The following is a 13,318-nucleotide window of genomic DNA, read 5'->3' on the forward strand; positions in this document are numbered from 1 at the left end:
GTGCAAGCAGCCGCCTCTTCTTTACGGCAGGCGCAGGGATCCCTGGCAGCGCTGGCCACAACTCTGCGGCTCGCCTGCCTCGGCGGCCAAGTTGGCTTGGGAGTTGAGGATAAGGATTGTGATGGGGGCAGGGGGCGGTGAGGGGCTGCTGCGCCAACCCCATCTGCCGGCGAAGTGCTGCGTTGGGGTGTTGGGCACGACGAAGACAATGTTTTGTAGGACATTGCTTTGTAGAGGGGTGGCGCTGTTCTGTCTGCTGTCGAGGAGCACCGTTTGCTCCAGCAGGAGCGTCTGGGCCAGAGCGGCTGGAGCTAGGCCTAGGCAGAGCAGAGCTGCTGCCCCAGAGAGGGGTTTGGCCGACATCATCACCGTTTTCCCCGTAGAGCCGAGATGCTAGCACCCTAGCTCGCCCTGCTGAAATGGCTCCACCCCTTTGCCGCAAAAAGGGTTACGCAACAGGGCAAGCTTCTCCCCTGCGCCTGAGGAAGCTGCGAACTCTGCCCTCTTCCAGGGAAAGCCTCAGAAACTTACGCCCCCATGCGGATACTGCCGAGCTAGTCACCTGCCCCTGAACCATCTGGTTGGGCCCGCTCCCGCTCTTGGCTAAGACGGGCCACCTGGGCTTCCAGCTCTTGAATGCGGTGCAACAACTGCTCGATTGCCCGTCCCACCGGGTCAGGCATGAGGTGGTGATCGAGGTCGATGCCGTGGGCGGGGATGCGGCGTTGATGGGGTGGGATGACCGCTCGACCTGGGATCCCGACTACCGTCATGCCGGGGGCCACATCTTGAATTACCACTGCATTGGCCCCGATGCGGGCTCTGGCGCCGATGCGAACTGGCCCCAGGATCTTCGCCCCTGTGCCCACGATCACCCCATCTTCTAGGGTGGGATGCCGTTTACCTTTGGTCCAAGAGGTGCCCCCCAAGGTAACCCCGTGGTAGAGGGTGACGTCATCGCCAATTTCCGCCGTCTCCCCGATCACCACGCCACAACCATGGTCAATGAAAAAGCGCCGTCCAATCCGGGCTGCCGGGTGGATTTCGATCAACGTAAAGGAGCGAGAAATGAAACTGAGCAAGCGGGCCAGAAAAAAGCAGCGCCGCTGCCACAGCCAATGGGCGATGCGGTGTAGGAAGAGAGCATGTACCCCGGGGTAGGTGAAAAGTACCTCCCAGCGGTTGCGCGCCGCCGGATCCCGCTCGAAGACACAGTCGATGTCTTCCCAGAATTGCTGCCAGAACCCCAGTTTTGGCTCCGGCTTGGCAGAAGAGGAAGAATCACTCCCCCCTGTCTCAGGGCTTTCCACCGCCGACGGCAAGGACTCCGTCCCGCTAACGCGAGAGGACTCTGTCCTGCTGGCGCGAGAGGACTCCGTTAGCATGAATGGCCTCCGGTGAGAAACCTCCACTGCTTCCCCTTCTAGCACTTTTTGTCGTCAGCAGGGGGAGCCCCCGCCAGGCTCCAGGATGCCTGTTGACGCTTTTCGTCAAAAGTGGATGAAAATGAGATTACGATAGGAGCTGAATTTGCCTGTCCCCTGTTGTCGCTAAACTGGCTGGCTACCATGCTGGATCCCCTTTTGGAAGAGAAAATCCGCAACCAGGTTCGTACCCACAAAGTGCTGATTTATATGAAGGGCACCCCAGAAATGCCCCTATGTGGGTTTTCCTACGCTGCCGTTCGCATATTGGATAGCTTGGGCTTCCCCTACACGGCAATTAACGTGCTGGAGGATCCCGAGCTTCGCCAAGGGATCAAAGAGTTTTCCAACTGGCCGACCATTCCGCAAATCTACATTGACGGGGAGTTTGTGGGCGGCTGCGACATCCTCCAAGAGATGCACGCCCGCAACGAGCTGCGCCCCCTGGTGGAGGCAGCTTTTGCCAAGGCCAGCACTCAATCTTGAAGATCCCATGCTCACCCCGAACCGCCTTCGGCAGCTCCTGGCCGAGAAGCTACAGGCCACCTACGCCTATGTAGAGGACGAATCCCACCGCCACGCTGGCCATAGGGGACGGCAGCAGGGATCCGGGGGGCACTACCGCGTGCAGGTGGTGTCGCCTCTGTTTGCCGGCAAAACTTCTCTGCAACGACACCGCTTGGTGTACGCCGCTCTGGCTGAGGAGATGGGGCAGAGTATCCATGCTTTGGCGTTGCAAACTTACAGCCCGGAAGAGGTGGCGGCAGCCGGGATCCCTCACGATTGGATAGCATAGAGGGCGAAATGGCTGCCCCGGCGGGGTAAGGGAGGAAGTATGGCAGCTCTTTTGGCCACCTGGCTGATGTCGGCCTTGAGCGTGATGATTTTGGCTTGGCTTTTGCCCGGGATCCACGTCTCCGGGTTTGGAGGTGCCTTGGTAGCGGCACTGGCTATTGGGCTAGTCAACAGCTTGGTGAAGCCGTTTCTGCAGTTGATCACCCTGCCGATTACAATCCTGACGCTAGGTTTGTTTTGGCTGATTTTAAACGGCATCTGCTTAGCCATTGCCGACTTCTTGGCCGGAGATGCTTTCAACATCGACAACTTTGGTTGGGCGTTTGTCGGTGCCATCGTGCTCTCCCTCGTCAGCGGCTTGGTTCAGCGCATCTTCGAGCAAGCCAGCTAGGCTTGAATTTCTCGTGAAGGGATAAAACCTTTCCGCATCCTGTGATCCAGCAAGCGACTGGTTAGGATCCCTCCTAGCCAGGGAGGTGTTTCCATACTTGGCTTAATGCTGGAAAATCCATTATAGGTAGGTTTCAACTCTGAACCAAGAACTGGGATATTCGTGCGCTCGCACAAGCCGGGATAAAGTCCTGCCAGGCCACCTCGAACCTCTCTTCAGCAAGATTGTATCCCGCTAGCCCTCTATCTTTGTTGCTGACAACCACAGCCACTCGAAATAGGAAACAGCACGCCAGGGTTATTGCAAATCGCATCCAAACTGCTTGTTGTGTAGATCTCCAGCTCCTTTTTTTGTAGAGATGGTTGCAGCAGTGCAGAGGGCCAGAGGAGAGTCTTTAACTTGCTTGGAACGGCCCGTGTTAGATCAGAATCTACAATTTAGGAGCTGACGGGTATGAAGGCGTTGTTGCTCTATCCTCGCTTTCCCCAATCTTTCTGGTCATACAATCGCACCATTGAGATGGTGGGTCTGAAAGCACTGATGCCACCTCTGGGCTTGATCACAGTTGCCGCTCTGTTGCCCCAGGACTGGGAGCTTCGCTTTGTGGATCGCAATGTTGCCCCCGAAACGGAAGCCGATTGGCAGTGGTGCGACCTGGTGATCCTGTCGGCCATGCTGGTGCAGAAGCAGGATTTTCACGCCTTAATTCGCAAAGCTGTGCAATTGGGTAAAAAGGTGGCAGTGGGAGGGCCCTATCCCACTTCTCTGCCCCAAGATGCTCTCGACTCTGGAGCCCACTACCTGGTTTTGGACGAAGGGGAAGTGACCATACCGGCTTTTGTCAAGGCTCTAGAATCTGGGCAAGAAGTGGGCATTTTTCGAGCCACAGAAAAGCCAGATGTCACCCAAAGCCCTCTGCCGAGATTTGACCTGCTGCGCATGGATCAATACTTCATGATGTCAGTGCAATTCTCGCGGGGTTGCCCCTTTAATTGCGAGTTTTGTGACATCATCTCTCTTTATGGACGCAAGCCCAGAACCAAAGAGCCAAGCCAAATGCTTGCCGAGCTGCAAGCCCTCTACGACCTGGGCTGGCGTGGCTCGGTCTTTGTGGTGGATGACAACTTTATCGGCAACCAGCGCAATGTCAAGCGATTTTTACGCGAGCTGATCCCGTGGAGCAAGGAGCGCAACTATCCATTTACCTTTATGACAGAGGCTTCTGTCAACCTAGCTGAAGATGAAGAGTTGATGCAGTTGATGGTAGAAGCGGGGTTCTATGCGGTCTTTCTGGGTATTGAGACCCCAGACCAAGACAGCTTACAGATGACTCAAAAGCTACAGAATACCCGCCACCCCCTGGTAGAGGCTTGTCGCAAGATCAACGATGCTGGGCTGTTGATCTACGCCGGGTTTATTCTGGGCTTTGACGGAGAGCGGCCAGGTGCGGGGGAGCGCATTCAGGCTTTTGTCGAGCAGACCGGTATTCCTCAGCCGATGTTGGGCATTTTACAGGCTCTACCCAACACTCAACTGTGGAATCGCCTCAAAAAAGAGCAGCGGTTGCTGGAGGGAATTGGCGTCACCGAATTTGGGGATCAAAACACGCTGATGAACTTTATTCCCACCCGTTCTCCATCTGAAATTGCCCGGGAATATCTGGAGAGTTTTTGGAAGTTGTATGAGCCGGCGCGATATCTCTCTCGTTGTCTGCGACAATGCCTGAATATAGGGGTTAAAGCAGGCCGGCGACAAGTGATGAGGCTGCCCCTTCAGAAAGGGATCCACCTCCTTCTCCAGCTCATTTGGCAACAAGGGATCCGCCACCCGCAAATTCGCGCCCAATTTTGGCGACAACTGTGGACAATTTGGCGGCGCAAGCCCAGCCTGCTGAACCTGTATTTGGGTTTGTGCGCGGCAGGGGAACACTTTTGGGAGTACCGGGAGTTGGCCCGCGCTCGCCTCAGCCAGCAACTAGGATACGATCCGTTGCTTGCCGACTCATCGTCAGGATAAATGCGACGACGACAGTTTGCAGCACTGGGGCTGGGATCCCTCTGGGCTCTTCAGGGGGGCTCTCTGCAGGCCTAGACCGCTGGAGATTGGTTGGCCGTGGAGCTGTTCAGCCGCTGGGGTGGGGTTCCCTGAACAGCTCTTTTGTCTTGAATCCGCAGCCCTAACATCTGCACCGGCTCCTTACTCCACCCCAAGCAGGGGGTCTGGTGCCATCCCAACCTGAGAAGCTGTCCTCAGGAGCTAGCTTTGGGAGTGACCTTCAAAATGGTGGAACGGGATCTAGACGGAGCTGAACCATTCGCCTGGGGCTCCTTGGCCATCCCACCGCCGGTGGAAGCTGCTTGTGCTCCGCGCCGCTGCCGCAGTCCAGCCGCCTTGGCCTGCTGGCCTGTCATGCTGGCCTTCATTTTGGCTTTGCTGGTTGAGAGGGCTTTCCCTTTGACAGAAGAACCTTCTTTTTCGGCCAACACCTGCAGGGCCATTTCCAGGGTGACTGCTTCGGCAGGGATCTCCTTGGGCAAAGAAGCATTGACCTTGCCGTGTTTGACATACAGCCCGTAGGGGCCGTCGTGCAAAGTGACCGCTTCGCCATCCTCAGGATGGGATCCCAGCTCGCGCAGGGGTTTGGCCGAGCCGCGCCCACGGCCTTTTTTGGGCTGGGCCAGCAGCTCCAGCGCCCGCTCCAAGCTGATGGTCAGCACATTCTCATCGGCAGGCAGCGAGCGGAAATCCCCGTCGCAGACCACGTAGGGGCCGAAGCGGCCAATCCCTGCTTGCACCTTCTTCCCCGACTCTGGGTGCTCCCCCAACGTGCGCGGCAGGCTGAGCAGCTCGAGGGCAATCTCAGGGGTGACCTCCTCCGGCTTCAGCCCTTTGGGGAGGGAGGTGCGCTTGGGCTTTTTGTTCTTCTCCGACACTTCCCCCAACTGCACATAAGGGCCGTAGGGACCCTGGGGAATCACGTAGACCGGCTCTTGGGTTTCCGGGTGGAAGGCGATGGGCTTGGAACCTTCCTGCTTGCGCCGAATGAGTTCCTCGATGTGTTCGGCGCTGAGATCGGCGGGGGGAATATCCTCCGGCAGGTTGGCGCGCACCTCTCCCGATTCAGTCTCTACCGACACATAGGGGCCGTAGGGGCCAATGCCGATCTTGACAGGCAGGTTCTCCAGGTGAATGGAGCGGGCCAGGCCGGAGTCGATTTCCAACTCGCGCGCCTTCACCTGGCCTTCTAGACCCTGCTCTCCCAGAAAGAAGTGGCGCAAATAGGGCAGCCAGTCTGCCTGGCCAGAAGCGATGTCATCGAGGGTTTGCTCCATCTCGGCGGTGAAGCGGGTGTTCACTAAGTTGGGAAAGTATTTTTCCAGTAGCTCGGTAACCGCAAAGGCTGTGTAGGTGGGCACAAGAGCGTTCCCCATCGACCTCACGTAGCCACGGCTCATGATGGTGTTCAGGATGGTGGCGTAGGTGCTGGGGCGGCCAATCCCCTCACTTTCCAACACCTTGACCAGGGAAGCCTCCGTAAAGCGAGGCGGCGGCTGGGTTTCGTGGCCCACCGGCTCCAACTGCAGGCAGCTCAAGGGATCCCCCTGCCGCAACAGGGGCAGGTGCACTTCCCGATCTTCCAAAGCCGCCTCTGGGTCGTCGGATCCCTCCACATAGGCGCGGAAGAAGCCGGGAAAATCGATGCGCTTGCCACTGGCCCGAAACACCGCATCATCCACCGTGATGAGCACAATGGTGTGGGTCTGTCGTGCCTCGGCCATTTGGCTAGCGACGGTACGCTTCCAGATCAGGTCGTAGAGGGCTAGCTCCTGCCCTGTGAGGGGGGTTTGGCTGGGCAGGCGAAATTCTGACCCGGCGGGACGAATGGCCTCGTGGGCTTCTTGCGCCCCCTTGGTTTTGGTGGTGTACTGCCGAGGTTCGGGGCTGAGGTACTCCTTGCCGTACATCGACTCCACGCAGGCGCGGGCAGCGCGGATGGCCTGTTCCGACAGGTGTACCGAGTCGGTACGCATGTAGGTGATGTAGCCCTCTTCATAGAGCTTTTGGGCGATGCGCATCGTCTGCTGAGCCGACAGGCGCAGCTTGCGGTTGGCCTCCTGTTGCAGCGTGGAGGTGGTAAAAGGAGGGGCGGGCTTGCGGGTGGAGGGGCGTTCTTCAACCGAGCTGACGACCCAAGCTTTCCCCAGCAGGCGATCCCTTAGGGCCTCGGCCTGGGCTTGATCCAACAGCACCACATCCCGTCCGGCCATGAGCTGCCCGGTGCTGGGATCGAAGTCTTGTCCGCTGGCCAGACGTTTGCCGCCCAGGCTCACCAGCTCTGCCGGGAAGGAGGCGGCTTGGCCTGCTGTCCTCGGTTGCAAATCCGCTTTCAGATCCCAGTAGGTGGCTTTTTTAAAGGCGCGCCGCTCCCGCTCCCGATCCACCAAGAGCTTCACCGCCACCGATTGCACCCGACCTGCCGAGAGTTTGGGGGCAATTTTTTTCCACAGCAGCGGCGACAGAGTGTAACCCACCAGGCGATCCAAGATGCGGCGCGTCTCTTGGGCCCGCACCAGTTGCTCGTCCACCTCACGGCAATTTTGCAGCGCCTCCTGAATGGCCTCGCGGGTGATCTCATGGAACACCATGCGGCGGGTGGGCACCTTGGGCTGCAGCACCTGTTGCAGGTGCCAACTGATACTTTCCCCCTCCCGGTCTTCGTCAGTGGCCAGAATCAGCTCGTCGGCTTTCTTGAGCGCCTCCTTCAGCTCTTTGACTACCTTTCTTTTGTCCTTCGGGATCACGTAGAGAGGCTCGAAGTTGGCGTGGACATTGACTCCGAGACGGCTCCACTCTTCTCCCTTCACCTCCTCAGGAATGTCAGAGGCCGACTCCGGCAGATCGCGTACATGTCCCATCGAGGCTTGCACCTCATAGCCGGCGGGCAAGAAGCCGCGGATGGTACGGGCTTTGGTGGGAGATTCGACAATGACCAGCTTGGGCATGATGATGTTGACTAGAAGGAATCGACTGAAGGTGGTGAGCCTCCCGACCCAGGGGTACGGCGGATCAGCGCCCACAATCGGGTCTACCTATGGATCCATCGCTGCTTCTTCTGGAGCCTAGCAAGTCTGCTTGCGCTTGGCTAGCGGTTCTGGGCGGTTGACCTGGGCAGTCTGCTCCTATTCGACCTCTTAGCACAACCATGAAGCTGCATCACTTTTCTATTCGCACCGCCGATATTTTTCGCTCCATCGCCTTTTACGAGGGGCTGGGCTTTGTGGTGGAAGAACGGTTTACCGCCGGGATCACCTTAGCCTGTTGGATGCACAGCCCCTGGGGTCGCCTGGAGCTGATGCAGGTGCCGCAGCCCCATCCCGCGCCGGATCCTTTCGGGGATCCTCACTATGTAGGCTACTACCATCCCTCTTTGGAGATTGGCCCTGAATGGGGATCCCTGGCCGACTATCTGCAGCATCTGGAGGCGCAGGTGCCCCTCACCTTGCTGTTGCCGCCGCAACGCCAGCAAATTGGCGGCCAAGTCTATGAGGTAGCGTTCATCGCCGATCCCGATGGCCTGCCGATCGAGCTCATCCGCCCCCAGGGATCCCCAGGATTAGAATAAGGTTTGCCCCGACGCAGGGCTCCAGGGAATATCTCCTTAATTGATGGAACGAGCGGATGCGGGTGGAGGCGGTCGCTCTCTCTAGCTGAGCTGGCCCTTAGGGATCCCAGCGCTAGAGGCGTTCCTTGGCGGGCCAGCAAAAGCGGCAGGGGCAAAACCAGCGCCCCAAAATAGTGCCTAGAAAGGCAGCTCCCCCTCTTCGGGGGCTAGGGGGGACTCGGTTGCCGGCGGGCCGTAGGTTTCACCCAGATCCGGGGCTCCTTCTGCCTCCAGGCTCTCGAGAGCGGACAGTTCTGCCGTCGCCTCCTCGGGCGAGGTCAGGATCCCTTGCAAATCTATCAGGCTGCCGTTGAAATGGTCGGCAAACCGACGGGCCACCTCCGCCAGCTCATGGGCCAGGTCGTAGGAGGGTGACCTTGCGGTTTGCACCACTGGGGCAGTAGATTGCGGGGCCCTCAGCTCCGCCTGTCTTGGAAGAGGGAGCTCGGGGGAAGGAGGGCTGCTCTCCAACCTTGGGTCACGGGCCGCAGCTGGGCCAGCATGCCCCTCCCGCAGGCGAGGCGGTGGCTGTACCACCAGCTTCAGCCGCACCGGGCGCCGCAGCAGGTTGTAAAGAGCAGAGTGTACCTCGGCTTCTTTGCTGCGCACTTTCTCCACCAGGCCCTTATTGGGAAAAGCAAGGGTAATTTCTAAGGTCTCCGTCCCATCGAGCCAAACAAGAGCCTCCTGCTGCAAATGGCCGGATGCCAATAGCCCTCGCGTGATGGGGCGGAGGTTTTCAAGAAACTGCTCCCAGCGGGGCCGCAACACCTGGGCAGACGCCGGATCCTTTGCCTTTTCCGGAGGGAGCGGCTCTTGTGGGCTGGGTCCTTGCGGCAGGGGCGTCAAGTCCCCTGCTGGGCTAGGGGAAGGGGTGAAGGACTCTGGGGTGGCTGTTGCTGTAGCCCTCTGCTTTTGTTCTGCTGGGGTGCGAGGGGGGACATCGACACTTTTCTCAGCAGAAGGTAAGCCCGCAGAGGCAAGGGGGATCGCGGCGCTGGCTGCAGCCCCTGTGCGCAGCTGGCCCAGCAGATCCAGCAGAGCAATTTCCAGCCAAAGCTGGGGTTGCCCGCTCTGGCGAATTTGCGGCTCGCACTGGCGCAGATGGCTCTGGGCCGCCAGCAGCATCTCCACCGAGTAGCGAGGGGCCCGCTGTTGCAAGGCTGCCCAGGTGGGATCCGTTACCGCTGCCAACTGCCGCTGCTGGGGGGCCGTCTTGGCCAGGAGCAGATCCCGGTAAAAAGCCACCAGGTTCTGCAGCACCACCAGGGGCTCTTTGCCCCGCTCCAGCAATTGCCGCGTTTGAGCCAGCACCCCCTCTACATCGTCAGCCAGCAGGGCATCCGTCAACTCCAAAAGCTGCCGCTCCGGGATCCCGCCCACCAAGTCCCACACGGCTTCTGGGGTGATGGATCCCTCCAGCAAGCTAAGCTGATCCAGTAGGCGCTCGGCGTCCCGCAGCCCGCCCTGGGCAAGCTGGGCCACCAGCTGCAAGGCTTCTGCCGTGATGGGGATCCCTTCCTGGGCGGCGATCTGGCCCAGGTGGGTCACCATGTCCTCGAGGGGGATGCGGCGGAAGTCAAAGCGCTGACAGCGGGAAACGACGGTAGGCAGAACCCGCTGCGGGTCGGTGGTGGCCAGGACAAACACCACGCGGGGGGGCGGCTCTTCCAGGGTCTTCAGCAAAGCGTTGAAGGCGGCATTGCTGAGCATGTGGCACTCATCGATGACATAGACCTTGTAGCGGCTATTTACCGGCGCAAACTGAGCCCGCTCGATCAGCTCGCGGATGTTGTCCACGCCGGTGTTGCTGGCCGCGTCGATCTCAATCACATCTAAAGAAGAGCCGGCGGTGATGGCGCGGCACTGGCTGCACACCTGACAGGGATCCGGTGTTGGCCCCTGCTCGCAATTTAAGGACTTGGCTAGAATGCGGGCGCTGGAGGTCTTGCCCGTGCCGCGCGGACCACAGAACAAGTAGGCCGGCGCCACCCGGTTTTGCCGGATGGCATTGGCCAAAGTCTGCACCACCGCCCCTTGGCCCACCACATCGGCAAAACGCTGCGGGCGGTATTTCAGATGCAGGGGTTCGTACTTGCCAGCGGCGGCCATTTCCGAAGATCTCCGAGCAAGCAGCGCCCCAGCCGAGACCGCTATCGCCGGGCGATGCGGAGGCAATCCCAGAGGGCTCCCCTATTCTGCCCCTTGCCCCTCAGGAGCGACGCTGGGTGATGCCACCTCCTGGGTGGGTAGAGCTTTTGGCCGCCGGCCGTTGGGATCCCGGCGGCGCAGGAGAGCTATCCGGGGCAGCTGCAGCTTCCAGCGGGGGGCATCCAGTTGGTCCACGTGCTGCAGGCGGTAGCTGAGCTGGTACAGCTCCCTCTTGAGCCGACGATTTTCCGCCTGAATGGCGGCGATGCGCTCGCGGATGGGTTGCAGGCGGGCCTGCAGCTTACGTCGGTAGAGCTCTGGTAGCTCCTGGATCATCTGCTCCAGCACCTGCTTTTCTTGGTAGAGCTGCTCAATTTCTGCCTCGTAGCTGCGAATCTGTCGGTGTTGCTTTTCTTGGCGCAGCTCCAAAAGATCGATCTGGCTCTGCAGCAGGCGGTTGCGCTCCCTCAACGCCTCGATCTCCTGCTCCCGCGCCGCCAGCGCTTGCACCCACCAGGACTCTGCCCTGCTATCGCCAACAGGCTCGCCGCCGCAAATCGTTTCTTGCATCGACTCTTCCTCAACCCACCATCCCCATCCGCTACTCTATCCAGCCTGCTGGGGCGAGGCCAGGGGTTTCTGGGAAGCCAGCGCTTGCTGCACCTGGGCTTCCAGCTCCGCCAGGGATCCAGAATTGTCCAGCACTACATGGGCGCGACAGGCCTTTTCCTCTAGGGGCCACTGGCTGGCCAGGCGAGCTTCAATTTCTGCCGGTGTCAGGAGGGGATCCCGCTGGGCCAGGCGCTGCCGCTGCTGCTCAGGGGTACAGGTCACCACCCAGATCTCGCTGACCCAGTTTTCCATGTGGGCCTCAAACAGCAGCGGGATCATCAGGCAAACGGTGGGAGGGCCGTCCTTTTGAGGATTTGCAACCCCTTCCTCAGGCGGCACAGAGGCTCCGTGAGACTGGAGAAACTCCCGCAGCCGCGCTTTGACAAACGGGTGAATCTGGGCTTCCAGCCAGGCCCGCTCGGCGGCATCGGCAAAGATAATCTGCCCTAACTGGCGGCGATCCAGCTCTCCAGAGGGATCCCGGATGGCCTGGCCATAGCGCTGCAGCACCCGCTCGCGGATGGGGGATCCCACCGCCAAGGCCTGGCGGGCCATCTGGTCTGCATCGGCCACTGGGATCCCGTGCCGTTCCAAGATGCGGGCCACTGTGGATTTACCGGTGGCTATGCCGCCCGTCAAGCCGATGATTCTCATGGGAGCTGTACGATTTCACACAAGTTGGAGCCAGCCTCTCACCCCCGGCCCCTCTCCCTCTGGGAGAGGGGAGATGGTTGCAGATCCCCCTCAAGGAGAGGCCATCTGGGCAGAGGCTGGGGAAAGGCAAGGTGCTGTCAAGAGACTATACTCTAAGCCTTCCACCAAGGCCCGGCAGGAGGCTTCGATGATGTTGGTGGAAACTCCCACCGTGGTCCAGCGGCGGTGGCCATCGCTGAACTCCACCAGCACCCGCGTTTTTGCCGAGGTGCCGGCCCGCCCATCCAAGATGCGCACTTTGTAGTCGGCCAGGTGAATCCCTTCCAGTTGGGGGTAGAACTCCAGCAAGGCTTTGCGCAGCGCCCCATCCAAAGCCGCCACCGGCCCATTGCCTTCCGCTGCCGTTACCCGCGTCTGCCCTTGCACCGCAATCTTCACCGCCGCCAAGGACTGCACATCCCCCGCCTCACCACTGGGATCCCAGTCTTTGCTGCTCCAGTCGGAGCGGGTAGTGGTGCTGACATTAAAGCTAAGCACCTCAAATGGATGCAAGCGCTGACCTAACAGCTCCCGCACCAGCAGCTCAAAGCTGGCCTCAGCCGCCTCAAACTGATAGCCCTGCAGCTCCAGGGTCTTCAACCGCTCTAGGATCAAGTGGGCTTGGGGATCTGACTTGTCCAGCCGGATCCCGAAGCCGGCCACTTTGCTGAGGATATTGCTCAGCCCCGCTTGTTCCGAAACCACGATGCGCCGGCAGTTGCCCACCTGCTCCGGGGCAATGTGCTCGTAGGTGAGGGGGTTTTTCTGGACGGCGCTAACGTGGATCCCGCCCTTGTGGGCAAAGGCCGACCGGCCCACAAAGGGGGCATGGTCATCCGGAGCCAGGTTGACCACCTCGCTGATGGCGCGGGAGATCTCCGTCAGGTGTTGCAGCTTCCCTTCCGGCAGACAGCGGTAGCCCAGCTTTAGTTGCAGGTTGGGGATGACGCTGCACAGGTCGGCGTTGCCACAGCGCTCCCCATAGCCGTTGATGGTGCCTTGCACCATGCGCGCCCCCGCCTGGACTGCCGCCAGGGCATTGGCCACAGCAGTGCCGGAATCGTTGTGGGTGTGGATCCCCAGGGGCAAATGCCCCAGGTGATGGGACTCGGCCAAGACGGCTGCGGTGATGGCGGCAATCTCGGGGGGCAGGGATCCGCCGTTGGTATCGCAGAGAACCAGCCACTCTGCCCCCGCTTCTGCCGCCGCCACGAGGGTTTGCAGGGCGTAGTCGGAGTTATGGCGATAGGCGTCGAACCAGTGCTCAGCATCGTAGATCACCCGTCGCCCCTGGGAGCGCAAATAGGTAATGGTATCCCGGATCATGGCCAGGTTTTCGGCCAAGGTGGTGCCCAGCCCCTCAGTCACATGCAGATCCCAAGACTTGCCGAACACCGTCACGTAGCGGGTGCCCGCTGCCAAGATGGCCTGCAGCAGGGGGTCGTCAGCCGCCCGCCGCCCCGGCTTGCGGGTGGAGCAAAAGGCCACTAGCTCCGCCTGCTCCAGAGGCTCTTCCCGCAGTTGCCAGAAAAACTGCACATCCTTGGGATTGGCCCCCGGCCAGCCCCCCTCGATAAACGGGATCCCCAG

At 60.2% G+C, this 13,318-nt stretch carries 12 protein-coding genes; 5 read left to right on the top strand and 7 right to left on the bottom strand.

Annotation, left to right across the window (positions count from 1 at the left end; all coding sequences use genetic code 11):
- Window positions 1-21 precede the first annotated feature (21 nt).
- Window positions 22-366 (bottom strand): hypothetical protein, encoded by a 345-nt coding sequence (locus NW863_RS09585; RefSeq protein ID WP_414365972.1) that lies wholly within the window; start codon window positions 364-366, stop codon window positions 22-24.
- A 188-nt stretch (window positions 367-554) separates the two neighbouring features.
- A complete protein-coding gene (cysE, locus tag NW863_RS09590) occupies window positions 555-1,385 on the bottom strand; it encodes a serine O-acetyltransferase (RefSeq protein WP_414365973.1) in 831 nt (276 codons plus the stop codon).
- Between the two features lie 186 nt (window positions 1,386-1,571).
- Here cysE and grxD point away from each other — a divergent pair, with 186 nt between their 5' ends.
- From grxD to NW863_RS09610, 4 genes are all read left to right on the top strand, one after another.
- A complete protein-coding gene (gene grxD, locus NW863_RS09595; RefSeq protein ID WP_414365983.1) occupies window positions 1,572-1,910 on the top strand; it encodes a Grx4 family monothiol glutaredoxin in 339 nt (112 codons plus the stop codon).
- 7 nt (window positions 1,911-1,917) lie between these two features.
- Complete coding sequence (locus NW863_RS09600; RefSeq protein WP_414365974.1) at window positions 1,918-2,220, top strand: BolA family protein; 303 nt, start codon at window positions 1,918-1,920, stop codon at window positions 2,218-2,220.
- A 39-nt stretch (window positions 2,221-2,259) separates the two neighbouring features.
- On the top strand, window positions 2,260-2,610 hold the full coding sequence (locus tag NW863_RS09605) for a phage holin family protein (protein WP_414365975.1): 351 nt from the start codon (window positions 2,260-2,262) through the stop codon (window positions 2,608-2,610).
- A gap of 453 nt (window positions 2,611-3,063) precedes the next feature.
- Complete coding sequence (locus NW863_RS09610; RefSeq protein ID WP_414365976.1) at window positions 3,064-4,626, top strand: B12-binding domain-containing radical SAM protein; 1,563 nt, start codon at window positions 3,064-3,066, stop codon at window positions 4,624-4,626.
- A 233-nt stretch (window positions 4,627-4,859) separates the two neighbouring features.
- Here the strand turns inward: NW863_RS09610 and topA are convergent, their stop codons facing one another.
- Window positions 4,860-7,613, bottom strand: coding sequence for a type I DNA topoisomerase (gene topA / locus NW863_RS09615; protein WP_414365977.1), 2,754 nt, complete (start codon window positions 7,611-7,613; stop codon window positions 4,860-4,862).
- 200 nt (window positions 7,614-7,813) lie between these two features.
- Between topA and NW863_RS09620 the strand changes: the two genes are divergently transcribed.
- Window positions 7,814-8,233 carry a VOC family protein gene (locus NW863_RS09620; protein ID WP_414365978.1) on the top strand — a complete coding sequence of 140 codons (420 nt, stop codon included), beginning with the start codon at window positions 7,814-7,816 and terminating at the stop codon, window positions 8,231-8,233.
- Window positions 8,234-8,410: 177 nt separating this feature from the next.
- On the opposite strand, the gene NW863_RS09625 is transcribed toward NW863_RS09620, so the two are convergent.
- The 4 genes from NW863_RS09625 to cimA all read right to left on the bottom strand — a co-directional run.
- Window positions 8,411-10,384: a DNA polymerase III subunit gamma/tau gene (locus NW863_RS09625; RefSeq protein ID WP_414365979.1), complete on the bottom strand. Its 1,974-nt coding sequence runs from the start codon at window positions 10,382-10,384 to the stop codon at window positions 8,411-8,413.
- A gap of 81 nt (window positions 10,385-10,465) precedes the next feature.
- Window positions 10,466-10,993 carry a hypothetical protein gene (locus tag NW863_RS09630; RefSeq protein ID WP_414365980.1) on the bottom strand — a complete coding sequence of 176 codons (528 nt, stop codon included), beginning with the start codon at window positions 10,991-10,993 and terminating at the stop codon, window positions 10,466-10,468.
- Between the two features lie 36 nt (window positions 10,994-11,029).
- A complete protein-coding gene (coaE, locus tag NW863_RS09635; protein ID WP_414365981.1) occupies window positions 11,030-11,689 on the bottom strand; it encodes a dephospho-CoA kinase in 660 nt (219 codons plus the stop codon).
- A 90-nt stretch (window positions 11,690-11,779) separates the two neighbouring features.
- On the bottom strand, window positions 11,780-13,318 hold a 1,539-nt coding region (gene cimA / locus NW863_RS09640; protein WP_414365982.1), incomplete at its 5' end, for a citramalate synthase.

This window comes from Synechococcus sp. B60.1, from assembly GCF_047462555.1.
Taxonomy (GTDB): Bacteria; Cyanobacteriota; Cyanobacteriia; order Thermostichales; family Thermostichaceae; genus Thermostichus.

Coding starts and splice junctions, on each gene's coding strand:
- NW863_RS09585 (WP_414365972.1), bottom strand. CDS start 366: ATGATGTCGGCCAAACCCCTCTCTGGGGCAGCAGCTCTGCTCTGCCTA.
- cysE (WP_414365973.1), bottom strand. CDS start 1,385: ATGCTAACGGAGTCCTCTCGCGCCAGCAGGACAGAGTCCTCTCGCGTT.
- NW863_RS09600 (WP_414365974.1), top strand. CDS start 1,918: ATGCTCACCCCGAACCGCCTTCGGCAGCTCCTGGCCGAGAAGCTACAG.
- NW863_RS09605 (WP_414365975.1), top strand. CDS start 2,260: ATGGCAGCTCTTTTGGCCACCTGGCTGATGTCGGCCTTGAGCGTGATG.
- NW863_RS09610 (WP_414365976.1), top strand. CDS start 3,064: ATGAAGGCGTTGTTGCTCTATCCTCGCTTTCCCCAATCTTTCTGGTCA.
- topA (WP_414365977.1), bottom strand. CDS start 7,613: ATGCCCAAGCTGGTCATTGTCGAATCTCCCACCAAAGCCCGTACCATC.
- NW863_RS09620 (WP_414365978.1), top strand. CDS start 7,814: ATGAAGCTGCATCACTTTTCTATTCGCACCGCCGATATTTTTCGCTCC.
- NW863_RS09625 (WP_414365979.1), bottom strand. CDS start 10,384: ATGGCCGCCGCTGGCAAGTACGAACCCCTGCATCTGAAATACCGCCCG.
- NW863_RS09630 (WP_414365980.1), bottom strand. CDS start 10,993: ATGCAAGAAACGATTTGCGGCGGCGAGCCTGTTGGCGATAGCAGGGCA.
- coaE (WP_414365981.1), bottom strand. CDS start 11,689: ATGAGAATCATCGGCTTGACGGGCGGCATAGCCACCGGTAAATCCACA.